At 40.2% G+C, this 20,852-nt stretch carries 19 protein-coding genes, 1 tRNA gene and 1 pseudogene; 17 read left to right on the top strand and 4 right to left on the bottom strand.

The window, feature by feature from the left end; genetic code table 11:
• Positions 1 to 110: 110 nt before the first annotated feature.
• A complete protein-coding gene (locus tag ABP870_RS02675; RefSeq protein WP_350013946.1) occupies positions 111 to 851 on the bottom strand; it encodes an amino acid ABC transporter ATP-binding protein in 741 nt (246 codons plus the stop codon).
• On the bottom strand, positions 844 to 2,412 hold the full coding sequence (locus tag ABP870_RS02670) for an ABC transporter substrate-binding protein/permease (protein WP_350013945.1): 1,569 nt from the start codon (positions 2,410 to 2,412) through the stop codon (positions 844 to 846). Before ABP870_RS02670 ends, ABP870_RS02675 begins: the two co-directional genes overlap by 8 nt.
• Before the next feature lie 181 nt (positions 2,413 to 2,593).
• Between ABP870_RS02670 and ABP870_RS02665 the strand changes: the two genes are divergently transcribed.
• The 8 genes and pseudogenes from ABP870_RS02665 (at position 2,594) to ABP870_RS02630 (ending at position 10,822) form a co-directional block, all read left to right on the top strand.
• Positions 2,594 to 3,436, top strand: coding sequence for an undecaprenyl-diphosphate phosphatase (locus ABP870_RS02665; protein WP_350013944.1), 843 nt, complete (start codon positions 2,594 to 2,596; stop codon positions 3,434 to 3,436).
• Positions 3,437 to 4,383: 947 nt separating this feature from the next.
• Positions 4,384 to 5,421, top strand: coding sequence for an oxidoreductase (locus ABP870_RS02660; protein ID WP_350013943.1), 1,038 nt, complete (start codon positions 4,384 to 4,386; stop codon positions 5,419 to 5,421).
• A 110-nt stretch (positions 5,422 to 5,531) separates the two neighbouring features.
• The gene (trxA, locus tag ABP870_RS02655) at positions 5,532 to 5,849 is read left to right on the top strand and encodes a thioredoxin (RefSeq protein ID WP_062711674.1); all 318 of its coding nucleotides are present in this window, start codon (positions 5,532 to 5,534) and stop codon (positions 5,847 to 5,849) included.
• A 906-nt stretch (positions 5,850 to 6,755) separates the two neighbouring features.
• Positions 6,756 to 7,211 carry a MarR family winged helix-turn-helix transcriptional regulator gene (locus ABP870_RS02650; protein ID WP_350013942.1) on the top strand — a complete coding sequence of 152 codons (456 nt, stop codon included), beginning with the start codon at positions 6,756 to 6,758 and terminating at the stop codon, positions 7,209 to 7,211.
• Positions 7,204 to 7,932 (top strand): ABC transporter ATP-binding protein, encoded by a 729-nt coding sequence (locus tag ABP870_RS02645; RefSeq protein ID WP_350013941.1) that lies wholly within the window; start codon positions 7,204 to 7,206, stop codon positions 7,930 to 7,932. Before ABP870_RS02650 ends, ABP870_RS02645 begins: the two co-directional genes overlap by 8 nt.
• Complete coding sequence (locus tag ABP870_RS02640) at positions 7,925 to 9,451, top strand: ABC transporter permease/substrate-binding protein (protein ID WP_350013940.1); 1,527 nt, start codon at positions 7,925 to 7,927, stop codon at positions 9,449 to 9,451. The genes ABP870_RS02645 and ABP870_RS02640 overlap by 8 nt, the downstream gene beginning before the upstream one ends.
• 9 nt (positions 9,452 to 9,460) lie before the next feature.
• The gene (locus ABP870_RS02635; protein WP_350013939.1) at positions 9,461 to 9,979 is read left to right on the top strand and encodes a DinB family protein; all 519 of its coding nucleotides are present in this window, start codon (positions 9,461 to 9,463) and stop codon (positions 9,977 to 9,979) included.
• 21 nt (positions 9,980 to 10,000) lie between these two features.
• Positions 10,001 to 10,822, top strand: a pseudogene (locus ABP870_RS02630) (SDR family oxidoreductase).
• A 286-nt stretch (positions 10,823 to 11,108) separates the two neighbouring features.
• Here ABP870_RS02630 and ABP870_RS02625 read toward each other — a convergent pair.
• Positions 11,109 to 11,996 carry a LysR family transcriptional regulator gene (locus tag ABP870_RS02625; RefSeq protein ID WP_350013938.1) on the bottom strand — a complete coding sequence of 296 codons (888 nt, stop codon included), beginning with the start codon at positions 11,994 to 11,996 and terminating at the stop codon, positions 11,109 to 11,111.
• Positions 11,997 to 12,132: 136 nt separating this feature from the next.
• Between ABP870_RS02625 and ABP870_RS02620 the strand changes: the two genes are divergently transcribed.
• The 8 genes from ABP870_RS02620 (at position 12,133) to ABP870_RS02585 (ending at position 17,850) form a co-directional block, all read left to right on the top strand.
• Positions 12,133 to 12,696 (top strand): DapH/DapD/GlmU-related protein, encoded by a 564-nt coding sequence (locus ABP870_RS02620; protein WP_350013937.1) that lies wholly within the window; start codon positions 12,133 to 12,135, stop codon positions 12,694 to 12,696.
• A 56-nt stretch (positions 12,697 to 12,752) separates the two neighbouring features.
• Positions 12,753 to 13,154: a cupin domain-containing protein gene (locus tag ABP870_RS02615; RefSeq protein ID WP_350013936.1), complete on the top strand. Its 402-nt coding sequence runs from the start codon at positions 12,753 to 12,755 to the stop codon at positions 13,152 to 13,154.
• A gap of 35 nt (positions 13,155 to 13,189) precedes the next feature.
• Positions 13,190 to 13,516 (top strand): carboxymuconolactone decarboxylase family protein, encoded by a 327-nt coding sequence (locus ABP870_RS02610; protein ID WP_350013935.1) that lies wholly within the window; start codon positions 13,190 to 13,192, stop codon positions 13,514 to 13,516.
• Between the two features lie 249 nt (positions 13,517 to 13,765).
• The gene (gene nmlR, locus ABP870_RS02605) at positions 13,766 to 14,140 is read left to right on the top strand and encodes a stress response transcriptional regulator NmlR (protein ID WP_350013934.1); all 375 of its coding nucleotides are present in this window, start codon (positions 13,766 to 13,768) and stop codon (positions 14,138 to 14,140) included.
• Positions 14,137 to 14,592: a cyclophilin-like fold protein gene (locus tag ABP870_RS02600; RefSeq protein WP_350013933.1), complete on the top strand. Its 456-nt coding sequence runs from the start codon at positions 14,137 to 14,139 to the stop codon at positions 14,590 to 14,592. The genes nmlR and ABP870_RS02600 overlap by 4 nt, the downstream gene beginning before the upstream one ends.
• A gap of 112 nt (positions 14,593 to 14,704) precedes the next feature.
• Positions 14,705 to 15,721 carry an alpha/beta hydrolase gene (locus tag ABP870_RS02595; RefSeq protein WP_350013932.1) on the top strand — a complete coding sequence of 339 codons (1,017 nt, stop codon included), beginning with the start codon at positions 14,705 to 14,707 and terminating at the stop codon, positions 15,719 to 15,721.
• A 318-nt stretch (positions 15,722 to 16,039) separates the two neighbouring features.
• Entirely contained in the window at positions 16,040 to 17,083 is a 1,044-nt protein-coding gene (locus tag ABP870_RS02590) for a zinc-binding dehydrogenase (protein ID WP_350014010.1), read from the top strand.
• A gap of 125 nt (positions 17,084 to 17,208) precedes the next feature.
• Positions 17,209 to 17,850, top strand: coding sequence for an HAD family hydrolase (locus ABP870_RS02585; protein WP_350013931.1), 642 nt, complete (start codon positions 17,209 to 17,211; stop codon positions 17,848 to 17,850).
• A gap of 39 nt (positions 17,851 to 17,889) precedes the next feature.
• Here the strand turns inward: ABP870_RS02585 and mutY are convergent, their stop codons facing one another.
• The gene (mutY, locus tag ABP870_RS02580; RefSeq protein ID WP_350013930.1) at positions 17,890 to 19,038 is read right to left on the bottom strand and encodes an A/G-specific adenine glycosylase; all 1,149 of its coding nucleotides are present in this window, start codon (positions 19,036 to 19,038) and stop codon (positions 17,890 to 17,892) included.
• Between the two features lie 1,496 nt (positions 19,039 to 20,534).
• Between mutY and ABP870_RS02575 the strand changes: the two genes are divergently transcribed.
• Positions 20,535 to 20,607 (top strand) — tRNA-Thr (locus ABP870_RS02575).
• The last annotated feature ends 245 nt before the right edge of the window (positions 20,608 to 20,852 follow it).

Below are 20,852 nucleotides of genomic sequence, written 5' to 3'. Positions count from 1 at the left end.
TCGTGTTATTTTTTGATTCTAGATGAGTATTATTTCGAAGCATAAGACAGTTGTCTTTAATTTATAGCAGATAAAAAAGAGCTGACGGTGTCAACTCTCTGATATGATGTTTAATTCAAGAAGCGTTTCAAGAATTCTTTAGTACGTTCTTCTTGAGGATTTTCAAAGATTTGTTGTGGCGATCCTTCCTCGGCGATGACTCCCTTATCCATGAAAATGACACGATCAGACACATCACGAGCGAATTCCATTTCATGCGTTACGATAATCATCGTTAGGCCTGATTTAGCTAAATCTTGCATCGTTTTAAGCACTTCACCAACCATTTCTGGGTCAAGGGCAGAAGTTGGTTCATCAAATAAGATGGCTTCTGGATCAACGGATAGAGCGCGAGCGATGGCAACACGTTGCTTTTGTCCACCAGATAATTGACTAGGACGAGCTTTCCAATAGCGTTCTCCCATGCCAACCTTTTCAAGGTTTTCTTTAGCGATTGCTTCCGCTTCAGAACGACTGCGTTTTAGTACAGTTGTTTGCGCCACAATAGCATTTTCTAAAACATTTAGATTGTCAAAAAGGTTAAAAGATTGGAATACCATACCGAGTTTTTCCCGATAGGTGGTTAATTGGTAGCCTTTTTCGAGAACATTCTCACCATGATAGATAATGTTACCCTCTGTTGGAATCTCTAATAAGTTAATCGAACGAAGGAGGGTTGACTTACCGGAACCAGATGAACCGATGATAGAGATAACCTCACCTTTATTGATACTTAATGAAATGTCCTTGAGGACTTCATTGTTACCAAATGATTTTTTGAGATGTTTGATTTCTAAAATAGGATTAGTCATGTGCCACCTCCTCAACTTGCATTTGGTTAGCACCAGTAGTATATGTGTCGACGTCCATACGACGCTCAATGAATCGAAGGATGCGGGTCACGGTAAAGGTCAATACGAAATAGATAACGGCAATAACTGTGAAGGTTTGGAAATATTGGTACGTTTGTGTTGCGACAGTATTACCTGAGAAGTAAAGCTCCACGACGGAGATAACGTTCAATACGGAAGTATCTTTGATATTGATAACGAACTCATTACCAGTGGCGGGTAAGATGTTGCGAATGACTTGTGGTAAGACAATTTTACGCATGGTTTGGTTATGGTTGAAACCAAGTGCAGTAGCGGCTTCGAATTGTCCTTTATCAACGGCAAAGATACCCCCACGCACGATTTCACTCATATAGGCACCGGTATTGATTGAAACAATGAAAATAGCAGCTAGGGTGCGGTCAAGGGAGACCCCAAAGGCTTGGGCAGTTCCATAATAGATAACCATAGCTTGTACAATCATCGGAGTACCACGGAAAATTTCGATATAAACATTGAGTAGCCAACCAAAGAGTTTTTGCAGAATGGCAAGACCCTTGTTGCTGGCCTTAGGAGCTGTACGGTAGACACCAATTAAAAGACCAATGATAGTCCCAATGATAGTCCCTAAAATGGAAATCAAGAGAGTGATACCGGTACCGCGAAGCAATTGTTCCCAGTTATTTTTGACAATGTCAGCAACTTGCCCAAAGAAACTCTTAGCAGCTTCGCCGTCGCTATGATCCGAAGGTTGTTCGGCAATCATTTTATCCATCAGTTTGATGCGTTCACTTTCAGAAATAGTTGCAAGCACGTCATTAACCTGTGATATACGCTTATCTCCTTTACGCATACCGACAGCAGTAGCAGCATTTGACTCGTCAACTTTAAAGCCAGGCTTCAAGGTAAGCATTTTAAATTTACTGTTAGCTTCCTCGGCAGTTAGGGCTTCTGGACGTTCAGAGATATAAGCATCGATAACGCCTGAAGAAAGGGCTTGACGCATTTGGGAGAAGTCTCCCATAGGTGTTTGAGGATTGGCATCTTTTAAATCTGGAAGAAGGTCGACATGCCATACTCCTTGTTGGGCCGTCACTTTAGCACCTTTGAAATCGTTGATGGATGTCGCATTAGCGTAATCACTGTCTTTAGTGACCACAATGACTGGCTCACTGGTATAATAACTATTTGAGAAGGCAACTTCTTTTTTGCGTTCTTCGGTAGGACTCATACCTGCAGCAATCATGTCAATTTTCCCTGAAGTCAGGGCAGGAACGAGGCCTTCCCATTTTGTTTTAACAACAAGGAGTTTTTTACCCATGCGTTTAGCAATCTTTTGAGCCACTTGGACATCGTATCCATTAGCATATTGCTTAGTTCCTTCGATTGGCGCAGCGCCGTTTGAGTCATCATCTTGTGTCCAGTTGAATGGAGCGTAAGCAGCCTCCATACCGACACGCAAGTACTCATCTGCTTGCGCTTTTGTTACTCCTCCGAATAACAGGAGTAAAGCTGCAAAACAGCCTAAAAAAATCTTTTTCATGAAAGACTCCTCATTTTTTATTGTGTCTTCTCCATTTTACAAGAAACCAGAGTCTATTTCAATATGAAATCACTCAAAATGAAGAATAATGATGTAATAATCGTTTCATAATAATAGTTGCTACGCCATTTTTGTGGATGTTTTGTTATAATAGAAGACAAATTTAAATATAGGAGTTTGCATGCTAATCATAGAAATTTTAAAGGCTATCTTTTTTGGTATTGTCGAAGGTGTCACGGAGTGGCTGCCTGTATCAAGTACAGGTCACCTCATTTTAGTTCAAGAATTTATTGCATTCAATCAGTCAAAAGACTTTATTGATATGTTCAATATTGTCATTCAATTGGGGGCTATTTTAGCTGTTATTGTCATTTATTTCGAACGTTTGAACCCATTTCAACCTGGAAAAACGAAGCTAGAAATTCAATTAACTTGGCAGCTTTGGTTAAAAGTTGTCATAGCCTGTATTCCATCCATTTTAGTTGCTCTACCGTTTGATGATTGGTTTGAGCGTCATTTTAATGCTATGCTTCCAGTGGCGGTTGCCTTGATTGTCTATGGTATTGCCTTTATTGTGATTGAGAGGCGCAATGCAACGAGAGAGCCAAAAGTGACTGACTTGGCAAGGATGTCTTATAGAACAGCTTTTCTTATCGGTGTTTTTCAGGTGCTTGCCATTGTCCCAGGGACTAGTCGCTCAGGCGCGACGATTTTAGGAGCCATTATTTTGGGAACTAGTCGTTCTGTGGCGGCAGACTTTACTTTCTTTTTGGCTATTCCAACCATGTTTGGCTATAGTGGCTTGAAAGCTGTTAAATTTTTTATTGATGGCAATGTTCTTAGTATGTCACAAGTGCTAATCCTCTTGGTAGCTAGTGTTACCGCTTTTCTCGTCAGTCTTTACGCGATTAAGTTCTTGACGAATTATGTTAAGCGACATGATTTTACTGTCTTTGGTAAATATCGTATTGTTTTAGGACTTATTCTCATTATTTATGCGCTAGTCAAGACCGCCATTTTATAATATCAACGGGTAGGATAACATCCCTCCCTGAGGTTATGCCCAAAGTTTGGAGATTCTCCGTTAACCTAAGGATTGCGTTCTGTATTTCAGAGCCCAGTCCTTTTTATGTTAGTTTAACTCCTTTGTGACCGAGTTTGACTGATATGAAACAAAGACAGTACAATCGTCATGTCATATTGATATGGAATAGTCACTAGATTTTATAAAACAACTCAAAAAGTATGATCTAATGACGATGCTTTTTAGTTAGTATTGTCCCTTTGTTATTTCATTTAACTATAATATCATTTGGAATGGCTACTTCCAATGCGTTCACGGGAAGAAGATGTCTTCCAAGAGCTCAAAATCATTTCTGTCTTTAGTGTGTTAGAGAAGGATTTCATCCTGCCTTTGTCTAAGATATTTCCTTTTGAGATAAAGCTGTCTTTGTCCTATGTTTCTCTTTTGATACTCAGTTAATTTCAAAAAATTCCGTTATTAGTGACAGCAACACTGTCACTAATAATATCACTACGCGAAAATATCCTTTCAAGCTCACTTCGTTTGCTCTAAACTGCGGGATTTTATTTTGCTATTCGATACATCGTGCTATTTTTTGATTTTGGATTCGTATGAAAAGGTAGTATTCGCAAAAAATGTTTGATGCTAGAGAGGAGGTGCGAAAATGTCGTATCAGACAATGCTAAAATGACAAGAGCTGCTAAGATCATCTTAGGCGACGAGTGCTAAATTTTTTAGGTCTCCAAACTACGCTTTATCAATGAAACACTGATCACTGGTTGCATGGGGACTGTTATACAGCTTTTTTAATGATGACCTACTTTTTAACGTAAGAAGGAATTCATTTAAGATATCTGTTCTAGAGCCTTTTGATAGCAAAAAACTGAAGTTTTGGTAGGATTGTGCTAGAATAATGACAATTGTAGACAGAAAGAGGAGGTTAGATAATGACAATGTTACTTTCACCTGTCGAGATGGCAGGATTATCCTTAAAAAATCGTGTGGTGATGTCGCCGATGTGCATGTATGAAGTTCATAAGGAGGACGGCCTTCCAACGGCTTTCCACCGAGCCCATTACGGAGCGCGTGCTATTGCTGGTGTTGGTCTTATTATTCAAGAAGCAACGGCAGTTGAGGCTGATGGACGTTTGACTAACCGTGACTTAGGGATTTGGACGGATGAGCAGGCTAATGCTCTCGCTGAGATTGTCGAGGACTTACATTATTTAGGGGCGCAAGTGGGTGTCCAGCTAGGACATGGCGGTCGCAAAGCTCATGATGCTATGGATCCTATCGCACCAAGTGCTATTGGTTATGGAAGTGGTTACAGAGTGCCACGTGAAATGACCTTAGAAGATATTAAACGTGTCAAAAATGCCTTTGTGGAAGCGGCTAAACGGGCTGATAGAGCAGGTTATGACATGATTGAACTTCACGGAGCACATGGTTACTTGATTAATCAATTTTTAGAGCCTCAATCTAATCAACGTAGTGATAAATACGGTGGTTCTCTTGAAAAACGTTTCCGTTTCTTGAAAGAAGTGGTTGAAGAGATTAAGAAGGTCTTTTTGAAGCCGATCTGGGTGCGTTTGTCTATGTCAGCCTATGATGAAACTGGTGTCCAAAATACCATCAAAGATTACCAACAAATGGGAAAATGGCTGGACGAACTGGGTGTAGCTTGTTTGGATATTTCCACAGGCGGCCTCATGGATGTTGGCCCTAATATTCCAATTCATGGTGGTTATCAAGCAAGCTTTACTGCTAAAATGAAAGAAGCTGTCTCTATTCCAGTAACAACTGTTGGTCTTTTGGATAATCCTGGCTTAGCAGAGTATTTATTACAAAATGGTCAAGCTGATTTGATTTTACTTGGGCGGGGTATTTTACGCAATGTCAATTGGTTAGCTGATGCAGCAGCCATACTTCATGATCATGATTACAAGGTTTATAATCATTCCTATCAGCGCGGTCAAGGTACCTAATGGGCGTAGCAAATAGTTGTAACTTTCTTAAGAATTCGTTAAAATAGCTTTACATTAACTGTTAGAAAGCTAGTTTTGCTTGATGGCCTAAAAAAAGAAAGAGGTAAGATATGACACAAGTGGTAACTGATGCAAGTTTTGAAAAAGAAACTGCAGAGGGTCTCGTTTTGGTAGATTTCTGGGCAACATGGTGCGGCCCATGCCTTATGCAAGCGCCAATCTTGGAACAATTGTCCCAAGAATTCGATGAAGATGAACTCAAAATTGTTAAAATGGATGTTGATGAAAATCCACACACAGCACAATCATTTGGCATTATGTCTATCCCAACCCTTCTTTTCAAAAAAGACGGGCAAGTGGTTAAGCAAGTTGCTGGTGTCCACACCAAAGATCAAATTAAAGCTATTGTCGCTGAATTAAGTGCATAAAATAAGATGAAAACGGGCCTGAGTGCTCGTTTTTTCTTTAGGTTGCCGACTTCGCTTTTGCGATGGACTAGTGAGGCAACTTGGTCAAAAAGGTAGCGGCACTTTGTCCTAGCATTTAGAAATCATATCTCTTGATGTGCTAAGCATTACTAGAAGCGACTACAACTGTTAAAATAAATGGTTATACTCTTCGACAATCAAAAACCTGAATTGTGGCTCGATTTGATGAACTTTAGTTCCATCTGTATCGGCATTGTCTAGCCTGCTTTTGCTTGTCATTGAGTATTAGTTATCAGTGAAGATAGCAAGGAATGGAATGCTTATTTTGGTCAATTAGGAGCTCGTTTTATGACAAAGAACAGTGATTGAGGTTCTTGTACTTAATCTCCAGTTAGCTAAAAGCGACCATTGTAGTAGTCCCTAATTAGCCGTAAATGGGGTTAATCAGACAAAAAACCAAATGAATTTAGAGAACAAGAAGTGTCGCCTATGCCTCAGAAATCTCAGAGGGACTGTGATTAGGAAAGGTGAATCTGGCAGAACCAAGGCAAATCCACTCTATTTTACCTAGTAGTTTTTGAATTAGCTGAAGAAGCTGGATGAGCATTATGATGATCTTCTGCAACCCAGTAGTGGTGGGAAGTATAGGTTTCAACTTTTTGCACAAGGGTCATCCTGTCGTCGACGGCTTGGTGCCATTCCTGTCCCTGGTCTATTAAAGTCACACGAAAAAAGGATGGTGTCATAAGATGCTTTTGAGTGAGAGTTGGTGGGTAACTTCGTCGTCTTAGCTGACTTTGTAAAAACAGATCGGTTCTCTGAGATTAAATTAGTCAAAAAAATTGACTAATAAAAGATAATTAGCTAAACTTGATATAGTAAAATGATTTGACTAAAGGAGTCACTATGGCAAAGAATCTCACTTTTAATCCCTATATTAGAAGTATGGATGAGCAGTTTAGTCTTTATGAATGGTTTGCCCGTCAATACGGTTTACAACGCAAGTCTATGCAGATCTTATTTTGGATTAAACATTATCCTGAGATGACGGGAGACTATATTACTCAAAAAATTTTGGCGCAAAAAACTTACTCATCCAAGCAAGTGGTCAATGCCACCATTAAAACTTGGCGACAAAAGGGCTATCTTCGATTGTTGGAAAATCCGATAGATAAGCGGCATAAGTCGATTCAGTTGACGCCTGAAGGTCAGCTTTGGGCTGAAGATATATACCAAAAAATATCATCTATGGAGAATCGGGCAACAGCTGAACTTTCAAAAGAAGAGCAAGTTCTATTGAATAAATTGACTATAAAATATAATACAGCCCTCAAACAAGAAATGGAGAAAATGTATGATTGAATTTGATCATGTCAGCAAGTCTTTTGGCGACAAAGTTGTCCTTAAAAACCAGAGCTTTACGATAGCTGATAGCGAATTTTTGGTCTTAGTTGGACCATCTGGTTCTGGAAAAACAACGATTCTCAAAATGCTCAATCGTTTGATTGATTTAACAGATGGAAAAATTATCATCGATGGGACTCAACAAAATCAACTGGATTTGCGACAACTTCGTCTTTCAATGGGCTATGTTTTGCAGCAAATTGCTCTTTTTCCTAATCTAACAGTTGCTGAAAATATTGCTCTTATCCCCAAGATGAAAAAGTGGTCATCAGAGCGAATTAAGGAGCGATCCCAATACTTTTTAGAACGAGTTGGTCTGACTCCAAGTGAGTATCTCAATCGTTATCCTAAGGATTTGTCTGGTGGGGAGCAGCAACGTGTTGGTATTGTACGCGCTATCATTCATGAACCACAGTATTTGCTGATGGACGAACCTTTTTCAGCCCTAGACCCGATCAGTCGTGAGCAGTTGCAGCTTTTGACTAAAGAACTGCATGAAGAGTTTGGGATGACGACCATCTTTGTCACTCACGATGTTCGCGAAGCTTTAGAATTGGCTGATCGTATTGCTGTCCTCAATCAGGGGGAACTGGTCCAACTCGCTAGCCCGCAAGAAATCCTTGATCAACCAGCAGATGCCTTTGTGGCTGAATTATTTGGAGGTGTTCGCCATGACTGATTTGATTGTGACTTTCCAAGCCAAATTTGGCGACTGGTTGACAGCCCTTGTAGAACATTTACAGATTTCCTTGATTGCCTTGTTGGTGGCTATCCTCATTTCTGTGCCTCTAGCTATCTTTCTCAGTAAGCGTCAAAGTTGGGCAGAAGCTAGTTTGCAAGTAACAGGCGTCTTTCAAACAATTCCGTCATTGGCTCTCTTAGGTCTTTTTATTCCCTTTATGGGGATTGGTACCTTACCAGCGGTAGTAGCCTTGGTGATCTATGCTATTTTTCCCATTATGCAGAGTACAGTGACGGCTATTGCGAGTATTGATCCTAGTCTGATTGAAGCCGGAACAGCTTTTGGGTTAAATCGTTGGGAACGTCTAAAAACCTTTATTCTGCCGATTAGTATGCCGATCATCATGTCGGGAATCCGAACTTCTGCTGTTATGATTATTGGAACGGCAACCTTGGCTTCTCTTATCGGTGCTGGTGGTTTAGGATCATTTATCATGTTAGGGATTGATCGTAATAACAGTTCACTTATCCTGATAGGGGCGATTTCGTCGGCTATTTTGGCTATCCTCTTTAATGCCGTCTTGAAAGTTTTGGAGAAAGCAAAGCTAAGAACCATTCTGCTTTCTTTTGCTGTCATGGTCTTTGGGCTTTTGATGACTTATGCGCCAGCAATTTTTAAAAATCTCAGCCATCGTGATGATACCGTCGTTATTGCTGGAAAACTAGGGGCTGAGCCTGAGATTTTGATTAACATGTACAAGGAACTGATTGAGGATCAAAGTGACCTCAAGGTTGATCTTAAACCTAGCTTTGGTAAGACTAGCTTCCTTTATGAGTCCGTGAAATCAGGTGATATCGATATTTACCCCGAATTTACGGGGACGGTGACAGGTAGTCTTTTGAAAAATCCTCCGAAACTCTCTAATAATCCTAAAGAGGTTTACACCGCAGCTCGCGATGAGATTTTAAAACAAGATGACTTGGCCCTGCTACAACCTATGGCCTATCAGAACACCTATGCCTTAGCAGTTACCAAAGAGTTTGCACAAGAAAATAATTTGTCAAAAATTTCTGATTTGGCAAGAGTACAAGATAAGCTAGTAGCAGGATTCTCTCTGGAATTCAATGACCGACCAGATGGTTATCCAGGTCTAGAAAAACTCTATGGTCTGCATTTTAAGGTCAATACGATGGAGCCAGCTCTGCGTTATCAAGCGATTCAGACTGGTGATGTCAATATCATCGATGCCTATTCTACTGATAGTCAGATTAAGGAATATGATTTGGTCATTTTAGAAGATGACAAGCAACTTTTCCCACCTTATCAAGGTGCTCCATTGATGAAAGAAGCATTCTTGAAAGAACATCCAGAGCTTAAGAAAATCCTCAAACAACTAGCAGGTAAAATCACCGAAACCGAAATGTCTGAGATGAACTATCAAGTGGACGTTAAAGGAAAAGATGCAGCACAAGTAGCGCATGATTATTTGGAAAAAGAAGGATTACTAAAAAAATAGGAGAATCAGATGACAACCTTTAAAGATTTATTGATTGATGATTTAAACCGTGCAGTGGCTCGATTTGAACGGGCTTTTCAAGGTGTCAGCCTAGAACAAGCTAATAGTTTTCCAGCTGCTGATGAAGCGCCACAGATTAAGTCCATGACTTGGTTGCTCTGGCACACAGCCTTAGTCTTGGATATTCAGATTGCTGAATTGGCAGACCAAGAATGGCTACTTAAGACAAACGGTTGGGAGCAAAAACTACCATCAAGTTCCAGTCCAAGCTGGCGTCATACTCTAGATGAGGCGCAGCAGATTCGAGTTGATAATCTTGATGATTTATTGACTTATTTTAAAGAAGCCCAAGCTGCCGCCGTGGAGTATATTCAGTCGCTACAAGAAAGGGATCTGAACGATATTGTTGATGAGTCATGGACACCAGCTGTCACCCGCGGCGTACGGTTAGTGTCTACTTTAGACGATGTCACCATGCACTCGGGACAAGTCTTTTATGCAAGACGATTGTTGGGATTAAAGGATTAGGTAAGTTAAAGGAGAAGGCAAATGTTAGCAATCACAGGTGTGACAGGAAAGTTAGGTTCGCTTTTAGCCTGAAATTTATCACAAAAAGGAATACCTGCACGACTGTTGGCTCGTCGTCCGCAAGCAGTTGAGACTTTGCCACACATGACTGTTTACGAATCTTACTATGACAAGAGTCGGACAACGATTGATGCTTTGACAGGTGTTGATATTCTATTTATGGTGTCGGCGCGTGAATCTTTTGATCGTGTGGCTGAGCACACGGCTTTGCTAGATGCTGCGAAGAGTGCAGGTGTTAAGCATATTGTTTACACTAGTTTCTACCAAGCAGCAGCGGATGCCACCTTTACTTTGTCGCGTGACCATGCGGCGACAGAAGCCTATATTAAAGAACTAGGTTTCACCTATACCTTTATTCGCGATAATTTTTACATGGATTTCTTCGTAGCACTATGTCAAGACTATGGCGAAATCAAGGGCCCAGCTGGTAGTGGAAAAGTTTCGGCAGTTGTTTCTAAGGTTTTGCAAAATCCTCAAAACTTTGAAAATCAAATCCTTGATATGACGGGTCCTGAGAGCTTGTCTATGGCTGAAATTGCTGAAATAGTCGGCAGAGCTTGGCAAAAAGAAATCTCATATGTGGAAGAGACAGTCGAAGAAGCCTATGATTCTAGAAAAGCTTGGCCAGCAGAAGATTGGGAATACGATAGCTGGGTGTCAACCTACACTGCCATTGCAAAAGGAGAACTCGAAGCTGTCTCTAGTGACATCGAACGTGTTCTAGGACGACCAGCAACTTCTTTAACAGAATTTTTGGGTTCATCAATGAGTTTAACTCATTGATAAAATACCTACTTCAGGGAGAAGTTTCTTGAGTAGGAAATTAAGAAGACTATACTAAGTCACCCATCAAGTCCATTGGTTCGATGGTTAGTTATAATGATTTGAAGTAAGACTAGAACAAAATACCCTCAAGAAAACTATCGCCATTGGCCGATGATTTCTTGAGGGTTTTTAATTTGCGCTTTTTCTGTCTTTTCAATGGGCTTGCACTTAGGTGAGTAGGGAAAAGAGGTAACAGTTATCTCATAAATGGGCTATTGGGTCCTTTATTCCAGCATATTATCTGTTAATGCGGCACTTCTTTCTCATCTAGGATGTCTACTCTGAGGATTTCTAAAAATCCTTTGGCGACTGGGGATAAGATAGCCTGTTTTTTCCAAAGTATTTGGATCCCATCATGGTTGTCATGATTAAGGTATCGAAAGGTCAAGTCACTATGTTCAGAGGAGGTGTCAATAAGGCCATCTAGGGCTAGTGCAATACCAGCCCCTGCTTTTACAAGCAGAGCTGCGTTATAGATAAGGTTGTAGCTACCGACAATGCGATAATCACCCAACCCAGCAAATATACTGCGATCAATAGAGGATTGTGCAGAGACTAATAGTGGGTAAGAAAGAATATCCCGTAGATTGACGATACCTTTTTCAGCCAAGGGATGTTGTCGTGGCATAAGGACCCCCCAACGGTCTCTGTTAGTCAGCGAGATATGATTGTATTTACGACTATCAAAGTCTCCTATAGTAATCCCAAAATCCAGTAGCCCTTGGTCCAAATCTTCGTAGACTTGGTCAGCGTTTCCGCTACGAATGTGGATGCTAGTTGAGGAATAATCGCTTGTTAATTTGGTGATAGCCTTGGCAATGACATCAAGCGACTGGCTTTCAGCAGCTCCGATGGTCAGTTCACCAGAGATGCCTTCTTTTTGCTGGAGATGATATTGTGTTTTATCAACTAAATTGAGAATTTCTATGGCTCGATTATAAAGGTATTGCCCATCATCTGTTAATTGAATTTCCCGACTACCCCGGTAAAACAAAACAGTTCCCAACTCATTTTCTAGGTCCTTAAGTTGACGCGATAGGGTGGGTTGGGTAATGTGGAGGGTAGCGGCAGCGTTAGAAATCGATTTAGTTTGCACAAGTGCTACGAAATAAGTTAGTACACGAATATCCATTGTTCAGTATTAAAGGTCCTTTTTTTGATAGTTATTATACCATGCTTTTTAGGCATATAAAGTATTTTATATAAGTATTTGTTATGGTTGTTCTTGTTTGGTACACTAATCCTAACATCTAAAAAAGGAGATCCTTATGATTGATCAGAGCTTTAAACCCTTTTTAAATACTGGTAAATTGGTGCCTGAGACAGATGGTTTGCGCACCATTATTAGTCAGATTCAAGAAGAAAACAAACCCTTGATCCAAGAGCTTAATACACAGGTTCAAACTTATGACTCAGCACGTCTTCTCGTTGAAAAAATAACTCAAGATAAGATTAATCCAACTACAATCATTAATGTCCCTTTTCAGACAGACTTTGGACGCCACATTAGCTTTGGTAAACATGTTTACGTCAATATGGATGTTTTTATGACAGACTTAGGTGGGATTACCATTGAAGATGATGTTCTCATTGCCCCTCGTGCTAAGATTTTGACGGTTAACCATCCTTTGAAACCTAGTGATCGGCATAAATTGGAGCTCAAGTCGGTGACACTCAAGCGAAATTGCTGGATAGGCGCTGACGCAACGATCATGCCAGGTGTGACCGTTGGTGAAAATGCAGTCGTTGCAGCAGGCGCATTGGTCACTAAGAACGTTCCGGACAATACACTTGTGGCAGGTATTCCTGCCAGAGTCATCAAACAGCTGTAAACACTTGACTTAGAGTTGACTTCAAGGTGTATCCTAAGAGAAAAGGAGAAGATAAAATGGTAGCCTTTAAACCAATTTTCCCAAAAGGGGAACCTAACGAAGCCTATGCTTCGGTATTTACTGGACAATCTTATCTAGCAGCGCTTGCTCAGGCGCCAGATAAGCAATTTGCTATTGACAATGTTACTTTTGAACCAGGTTGTCGCAATAACTGGCATGCCCACCAGGACGGGTATCAACTACTGTTAGTGACCGATGGTGAGGGCTTGTATCAGGAAGAGGGAAAACCAGCTCAAGAATTAAAGGCCGGAGATGTTGTTGTTACACAGGCAGGTGTCAAACATTGGCATGGCGCTAAATCAAACAGCTGGTTCAGTCATGTGGCGATAACTGCTGGTAGAGCTGAATGGTTTGAACCTGTGAGTGATCAAGAGTATATCGCTGCACAAGCAAAATAACCGAAATGATCTAGAAATAAGAAAGGAGTTTCAATATGGTAGAAACAATCAAACAAACGGCTGGACGCGACCAGCTTGGCGACTTTGCACCAGACTTTGCCCACTTCAATGATGATGTGTTATTTGGTGAAAATTGGAATAATCAAGACATAGACCTCAAAACTCGTTGCCTTATTACAGTAGTTGCTCTCATGTCATCTGGTGTGATAGATGGTTCGCTAACCTATCATTTGCAAAATGCTAAAAATCATGGTGTCACTAAAGAAGAAATCACAGCTACCGTAACACATGTGGCCTTCTATGCAGGATGGCCAAAAGCATGGGCAGTCTTTCGTTTAGCGAAGGAAGTTTGGGCAGACTAAGAAGCCTATCATCACATTCTGGGAGAGCAGCAAGCTATCAGACAGTCATCATTATTTTCCCCTTGGTTGTAAGTCCATATGTTTTTTAGAGGAAATCTGAAAAGTCTGTTTAGCTAGTCAAGTCTCGCTAGTGACTAGTCATTAGGCTATTTTGAATGGAATGTGACTAGGAACTTGAATTGATGCCTGTTAAAACCTTATATGGCAACAGAAAAGGTATTTGAAAACAAACGACAAAAAGAGCATCTTATGAATATCAAAAAGGCAGCAGAACTTGTAGGCTTAAGCGCGGGTACCATTCGCTATTATGAACGTATTGGTCTGGTACCAGCGATACCAAGAACTGCTTCAGGCATTCGTGATTTTCAACAGACTGATTTAGATGCTTTAGCATTTGTAAAATGTTTTCGAGGGGCAGGTGTTTCTGTAGAAAGTTTGATTGAGTATATGGCACTTTATCAACAAGGAGATGAAACACGCCAAGCACGCCTAGAAATGTTACAAGAAGAACATCAAAAAATGCAGGAGCGCTATGATGAACTTGGTCAAGCACTTGATCGTTTAGACCTTAAAATCCAACATTACCGATCTCCTACATTTGAAACAGAGATAAAAAATAGATGAAATTATTATTGAGACTAATGGTAATCATCCCACCAATCTTACTATTAGCTTCTTGTAGTCAGAGAAATAGTGAGGTAGAAAAAGATATGGTTGCTGTGCAAAAGATTCAATTAAAGATTGACCAAAAACCCGTAGAAGTCACTTGGGAGAAGAATGCAGCAGTTGAAGAACTTGAGAAACGCTTGTTGGAAGGGGAGCTTGAGTTACGTTTAACCGCTTATGGTCGCTTTGAACAAGTTGGCCCTTTAGGGATTGAACTCCCTAGTCAAGATAAGCCACAAACTGCTAAGACTGGGGATATCATGCTTTATAACAGTGACAAACTGGTAATCTTTCACGGTCAACATTCTTGGGCTTATACCAAGTTAGGCAAACTCTCAGGTGATCATTCAGACCTAGTAGAGTTATTGGATAAACCGCAAGTTTTAGTGACGTTATCAACCAGAAAATGAAATAAAGCACTTGATTTGGAGTAGACTCTAAGTGGTAAACTACTATTACCGTTGGAAATGAGTCTAACGAAATTTACAATTAGCAGCTAGTCATTAGAAAAAGAGGTTTACGATGACAAAAACATTTGACATTTATTCGACTATCCAAACACAAAAGATTCATTTTAACAATCGTTTTGGGATTGAGGTAGCTGCAGATTTGTACCTACCTGAGAACTATGAAGACAAGCAGTGGCCGGCCATAGTGGTCTCTGGTCCTTTTGGTGCCGTTAAGGAGCAAGCCTCAGGCCTATATGCTCAAGAATTTGCTAAAAATGGCTTTGTTGCGCTAGCCTTCGACCCATCATTTACAGGTGAATCAGGAGGCGCTGTTCGCAACGTAGCAGAACCAGCTATTTTTACGGAGGATTATAGCGCAGCCGTTGATTATCTCGGTAGCCTGCCTTACGTGAATCGTGACCGCATTGGTGCCCAGGCCATCTGTGGCTTGTCTGGCATGGCATTGACCGCAGCTGGGACAGATACTCGTATCAAGGCGGTGGCGACAGCTTCCATGTACGATATGTCTAAGTCTATGTATCTCGGCTATAAAAATAGCTACAACGATGATCAAAAAGCAAAACTTCGTGCTCATGTTAGTCAGCAACGCTGGATAGATGTGGATAAGGGGGCTACAGAAACTGGTCATTACTCTCTTGGCTATCACGAGCTTGGTTTTGATGCAGCTGGAAACGTTATGACAGATGATAATCTCTTCCCTGAACAATTGCCAGAAGATGCTGATCCTATTGCCAAAGCTTTTTTTGATTACTATCGCACACCTCGTGGTTACCATGAACGTTCGACTAACTCTACTGCTGCTTGGACAGCAACGACGCCTATGTCTTTTTATCAATTTCCACTCTATGCTAATATCAAGGATATTTCACCAAGGCCTATTCTTTTTGTCGCTGGTGAAAATGCCCACTCGCTATATCATTCTGAGGAAGCTTACGCCCTTGCTAATGAGCCTAAAGAGTTACTGATTGTTCCAGAGGCAGACCATGTAGACCTTTATGATCAAAAGGATAAGATTCCCTTTGATAGATTGGTTGACTTCTTTGCTCAACACTTGTCACTGGAGAAATAACTTTCTAAACTGATTGTGTTGCTATAAGGTAGAAGCCAGTATTGTAGCTAATGTGCTTAATGCTATTCAGGCGATTAAAGAAGAAGCCGGGACATTAATACAAAACAGTGCATGGAGTCTAAAAAGTTGTAAATGAAAAAGCTTGCAGCTAAATGTAAGCGCCACTATTTATAAATACAGAAAGGATAATTTGGTCACTGACGTGACTAAGCTCGCCGACCATCTCTATAAGAAGGTCAAACTAGCTAGGTGATTTAGCATCGCTATTGACTTTTCTATTTTGATGTGACGGTTGTGGGCTAGGTATAATTTATGAAAATGAAAACTGCTATTTTTGAATCTGCTGGTCAGATGATTATTGAAGAGGTAACAAAACCCTCTATTCAAGCTGCCGATGATGTGATTATCAAGGTAGTTCGTGCCTGTGTTTGTGGATCTGATTTATGGTCCTACTCTCATGGCGATGACAAGGGAAGCCATTCCGAAAATTCTGGTCACGAAGCTTTAGGAATTGTGGAAGCAGTTGGTGCTGACATCACGACAGTATTGCCAGGAGATTTTGTCATCGTACCTTTTACACATGGTTGTGGAGAATGTGATGCCTGTCGTGCTGGTTTTGATGGAACTTGTGACAAGCATGAAGCGCCAACTAACTGGTCAAGTGGCTTCCAATCAGAGTACATTCGCTTCCATTATGCCAATTGGGCACTCATAAAAGTTCCTGGTCAGCCGAGTGACTATTCAGAAGGGATGATCAAGTCTCTACTTACCTTAGCCGATGTCATGCCTACAGGCTATCATGCTGCTCGTTGTGCCAATGTTCAAAAAGGAGATAAGGTTGTCGTGATTGGAGATGGTGCTGTTGGGCAGTGTGCTGTCATAGCTGCTAAAATGCGAGGTGCTTCTCAAATTATCCTAATGAGCCGCTATGAAGATCGGCAACGATTGGCGTTTGAATTTGGTGCCACTGCAGTAGTAGCTGAACGTGGCCAAGAAGGTATTGCTAAAGTTCGTGACATTCTAGGTGGTGGAGCAGATGCTGCTTTAGAGTGTGTCGGAACCGAAGCTGCCCTTGAACAGGCTATTGGTGTTCTTCATAACGGAGGTCGCGTTGGCTATGTTGGCGTGCCCCATTACAGTGGCCGCCCCATTGGATCAACGTTTGCCCAGAACATTTCGTTTGGTGGAGGATCGGCTTCCGTCACCACTTACGACAAGGAATTTCTCCTTAAAGCCGTTTTAGATGGGGACATTAATCCAGGAAGAGTCTTCACTGATACTTATCAATTAGAAGATATTAACCAAGCCTATCAAGACATGGCTGATCGACAAACGATTAAGTCTATGCTTGTTGTTTCTTAAGAAAACTTTAAGCTATGTTAGATATACTCTAAACATCCTAAAACTTTTCTTTTTCATAATCTCCTAAAACCAGATGGCTCGGCTGTCTGGTTTTCTTGTGTTACAATAGGTGTGAGGTGATTTTTATGGCTATAAAAGCAGTGATTTTTGATATGGACGGTGTCCTTTTTGATACTGAAATATTTTACTTTGAGCGTCGAAAAAAATTTTTATCGCAACTAGGGATTAATATAGAACATCTAGCACCAAAAGATTTTATTGGTGGCAATGTCAAGCAATCTTGGCAACTAGTCCTAGGTGATGATTATGATAACTGGGATATTCCCAAACTGGAAGAGGCTTATCGCCAGAAAAAAGAAGAACAGCCTGCCCCTTACCCTGAACTCATCATGCCTGGAGCAAAAACCGTTATCCATGGTTTGAGGGCGGAGGGTTATCGTCTGGTTTTGGCTTCAAGTTCGGCTATTGTTGATATTGAACGGGCTCTTAAAGGTTCAGATTTGTATGATGCTTTTGAGATTATCTTGTCGGGTGAAGATTTTCCAGAAAGTAAACCTCACCCAGCTATCTACCAAGAAGCTATTGCTCAGTTAGGAGTTGAGAAAAATCAAGCCTTAGTCATCGAAGATAGCCAAAAAGGGATCGCAGCCGGAAAGGGAGCTGGCTTGAGAGTGGTCGCCCTGAAAGATGATCGCTTCGGTATTGATCAAAGCCGAGCAGATGCTTTTATCAACGACTTAGAGCAATTGCTTGATTTTCTAAAATAGAGACTAGAAAAACAGCCTTTTGTGTGGAGGCTGTTTTGTTTATCTTTCTTTGCTCAGATATTCTGCTAACATCTTTTTTTGAGGAGTTGCCATAGGGTAGTTATCCAAATCATCGATGCTAACCCAATGAAGATGTTCTCCTTCTGGTCGATCTTCTTTTTTAATAAGGCCTTCAACCAAAGTCATTGTCCATTTTTGATGACTAAAAGTATGTTTGATTTGCTTGAAACTTCGATTGGTCCAGGTTGGTTTTATGGCATAGCTTTTTTCAAAATTAGCTTTTTGTGAAAGAGGTTTTAAAAGGGGAGTTGTGTCTTCAAAAAGACTGGTTTGTTGACCGATAAGTGACGTTTCTATAATAGGAAAAGACCAGAAGCCGCCCAATAATCGTCCCTGCATCTTTTTTTCAAGGAGTAATTCTCCCTCTTGATTTCGGATGATAAAAGCTTGGCATTCCAAGGGTTTTGGTTTCTTCTTGGGCAACTTGATAGGGTATTTATCATAAGTGCCATTTAGATAAGCAGCGTTAAAAAAACGAATAGGGGATTCATCAGGTCGAGGGTTTTTAGCGGATTCAATATCTGTTCCCAAGTCCATCAAAGCCTGATTGAAATCGCCTGGTCTCTCTGGATCAATTAACCTTTCCATAATAGCTTGGAAAATTTTCCGATTCTTTGGGTCGCCAATATCATAATCTACTTCAAAAAGCCTAGCCACGACACGCATAACATTGCCATCAACGGCTGGTTCAGGCAGTTGAAAAGCAATGCTAGCAATTGCGCCAGCCGTGTAAGGTCCGATTCCTTTGAGGGAAAGGATGTCCTCATATCGTGATGGGAAAGTTTCGTCAAAGTCTGACATGATTTGCTGGGCAGCCTTTTGCATGTTTCGTACGCGAGAGTAGTAGCCTAATCCTTCCCAAGCTTTTAATAATTTTTCTTCTGGAGCATTAGCCAAATCAGCCACTGTCGGGAACCATTCTAAAAAACGCTCGTAATAAGGGATCACCGTAACGACTTGTGTTTGTTGTAACATGATTTCACTAATCCAAATGCAGTAAGGATTGCTCGTACGCCGCCAAGGCAAATCCCGCTTTTCTTGGTCATACCATGTTAAGAGTGTGCGACGAAAGGAAGCAATCTTGTCATCATCCCACATTTTGATACCGTAATCTTTTAAATCTAACATATTTCTATTGTAACAAAGAAGTGTCTTTTGAACAGAAAAAAGCCCCTAAGACACTAGAAAATTTGAGGAATAGCTTAACTATTGAAGGTTTTTTCTAATCTTTAAGGATACCAAGCTTTCCCGTGGAAGAGATTTCTAATGCTTGTGTTGGTATAGTGGCAGCCATTATCTTTTATTGACAGTTCAAAGCTGGTAAGGATATCTGGAGTTATGAGGTTTATAAGAATTGCTATTTATCAATGGTGAGTAGTTCGGTGCCTTATGGGCTAGCGTTCATAGCCTTTCGGTATTGATTGTCATCTAAAAGCTACTTTTTACCGCGTATAAGTCATGATTGGGCGCTTCACTGGTCGATTGGATAAGTCTAGCTTCACAGAGGTACTGTTTTTCTTTTTTCATCGGAAATGACAAAGATGAGATATTTTTTAGTCAGATCTGCTAAGACACAATTCCTTTAAGGATACTGGCTTCAGAAATGGATATTTTTCGCTTCAATTTAAGCAAGGCATTATCACTTTCGAATGATAAAAAAGGTGTTTAAGAATATTTTTTTCTTGACAAAAGAAAGCGCATACAATATAATTAAAGTACAAGAAAGGATGACAGAAGAAACAGATTTATAGGAGGTAATCTTATGATGAAACCACATGTCGCACGGTACAAGAACGGAGATAGTTAAGTCTTCGGATAAATAGTAGGCAAACTTTACACCTTATAACTTTACATTTTGCATATCAAAGTGATCACTGATAAAACCTTTAGTATAAGAAATGGCTAAAACATTTTACTGACAAAGTTTCTAGAACTTGTTTTCAATTAGGAGGTAATGCTCATGATGGAATTCAACAAAGGACGCTATAAAAACGGAGACAGCTTAAGTTATTGCAACCAATAACTTAAAGGCAAATCCGATGTCAATAAGTATTGTTTATTTCTCACGATGAGAAATAAAGATTAGTTTTATTTTGATAACATGGTGATTAATCACCGATTGAGCTCAATAAAGTCGTCGCGTCACTCAGGGTGTGCTAAAAAATGAACTATTGTTAATGTCACTTAGGTTGTGCATATATAAAAAACGTAAATTCAGACTTGTTTAAAGACAATATGGAGGAACGCCTATGCTAACATTTGATATTGGACGTTACAAGAACGGTGACAATTAAGTCAGAAGTTATAGTCACTCAGGTTAATGGATAATTAAAATGAGGTGAACGATGCTAAGATTTAACATTAGCCGTTATAAAAACGGAGACAATCCTCTTTACTGAAGAATTAAAGGAGGACGATATTATTCAGAATATAAATAACGAAATTAATAAAAACTTTAATGACGCTATATACTCCTTATGAAATCGTACATATGAAAGGAGAACTATATTTTAGACGAATATTTTACACATTAAAAAGGTACTTACAAGCGTGCAGTAAGTATCTTTTTTAATTTTGTGAAGGACTTGACAGAATCAGTTAAAGTGCTAAAATAATCATGTTAAGCCGATTTAGCTCAGTTGGTAGAGCAACGCACTCGTAACGCGTAGGTCACAGGTTCGATCCCTGCAATCGGCATCCAAAGATAAGACAAAAGCTCTTGAAAAAGGGCTTTTAAAATTGAAACCAAAATAGGGTCAACTCTACACGGGCCTTATTTTTTAGTTTTTTTCCATCACATACGGCTTTAATCACTAAGTATTTCTTTGACTCTGTCATCGTTAATTCCATTTTCCTCATCTTTCTAGTTTAACAGAATAGGACATTTTCACTTTCGAATGATAAATGGTGTTTCTAATCAAAGAAAATCCTTGCTATTTCGT

This window comes from Streptococcus jiangjianxini, assembly GCF_040225085.1.
Taxonomy (GTDB): domain Bacteria; phylum Bacillota; class Bacilli; order Lactobacillales; family Streptococcaceae; genus Streptococcus; species Streptococcus jiangjianxini.
This window is presented reverse-complemented; position numbering and strand designations above follow the sequence as displayed.

Excerpts from the sequence above, each read along its gene's own strand:
- ABP870_RS02590 (WP_350014010.1), top strand. The coding sequence starts at position 16,040 with ATGAAAACTGCTATTTTTGAATCTGCTGGTCAGATGATTATTGAAGAG.
- ABP870_RS02665 (WP_350013944.1), top strand. The coding sequence starts at position 2,594 with ATGCTAATCATAGAAATTTTAAAGGCTATCTTTTTTGGTATTGTCGAA.
- ABP870_RS02610 (WP_350013935.1), top strand. The coding sequence starts at position 13,190 with ATGGTAGAAACAATCAAACAAACGGCTGGACGCGACCAGCTTGGCGAC.
- ABP870_RS02635 (WP_350013939.1), top strand. The coding sequence starts at position 9,461 with ATGACAACCTTTAAAGATTTATTGATTGATGATTTAAACCGTGCAGTG.
- trxA (WP_062711674.1), top strand. The coding sequence starts at position 5,532 with ATGACACAAGTGGTAACTGATGCAAGTTTTGAAAAAGAAACTGCAGAG.
- ABP870_RS02675 (WP_350013946.1), bottom strand. The coding sequence starts at position 851 with ATGACTAATCCTATTTTAGAAATCAAACATCTCAAAAAATCATTTGGT.
- ABP870_RS02670 (WP_350013945.1), bottom strand. The coding sequence starts at position 2,412 with ATGAAAAAGATTTTTTTAGGCTGTTTTGCAGCTTTACTCCTGTTATTC.
- ABP870_RS02620 (WP_350013937.1), top strand. The coding sequence starts at position 12,133 with ATGATTGATCAGAGCTTTAAACCCTTTTTAAATACTGGTAAATTGGTG.
- mutY (WP_350013930.1), bottom strand. The coding sequence starts at position 19,038 with ATGTTAGATTTAAAAGATTACGGTATCAAAATGTGGGATGATGACAAG.
- ABP870_RS02660 (WP_350013943.1), top strand. The coding sequence starts at position 4,384 with ATGACAATGTTACTTTCACCTGTCGAGATGGCAGGATTATCCTTAAAA.
- ABP870_RS02595 (WP_350013932.1), top strand. The coding sequence starts at position 14,705 with ATGACAAAAACATTTGACATTTATTCGACTATCCAAACACAAAAGATT.
- ABP870_RS02645 (WP_350013941.1), top strand. The coding sequence starts at position 7,204 with ATGATTGAATTTGATCATGTCAGCAAGTCTTTTGGCGACAAAGTTGTC.
- ABP870_RS02640 (WP_350013940.1), top strand. The coding sequence starts at position 7,925 with ATGACTGATTTGATTGTGACTTTCCAAGCCAAATTTGGCGACTGGTTG.
- ABP870_RS02600 (WP_350013933.1), top strand. The coding sequence starts at position 14,137 with ATGAAATTATTATTGAGACTAATGGTAATCATCCCACCAATCTTACTA.
- nmlR (WP_350013934.1), top strand. The coding sequence starts at position 13,766 with ATGAATATCAAAAAGGCAGCAGAACTTGTAGGCTTAAGCGCGGGTACC.
- ABP870_RS02650 (WP_350013942.1), top strand. The coding sequence starts at position 6,756 with ATGGCAAAGAATCTCACTTTTAATCCCTATATTAGAAGTATGGATGAG.
- ABP870_RS02625 (WP_350013938.1), bottom strand. The coding sequence starts at position 11,996 with ATGGATATTCGTGTACTAACTTATTTCGTAGCACTTGTGCAAACTAAA.
- ABP870_RS02585 (WP_350013931.1), top strand. The coding sequence starts at position 17,209 with ATGGCTATAAAAGCAGTGATTTTTGATATGGACGGTGTCCTTTTTGAT.
- ABP870_RS02615 (WP_350013936.1), top strand. The coding sequence starts at position 12,753 with ATGGTAGCCTTTAAACCAATTTTCCCAAAAGGGGAACCTAACGAAGCC.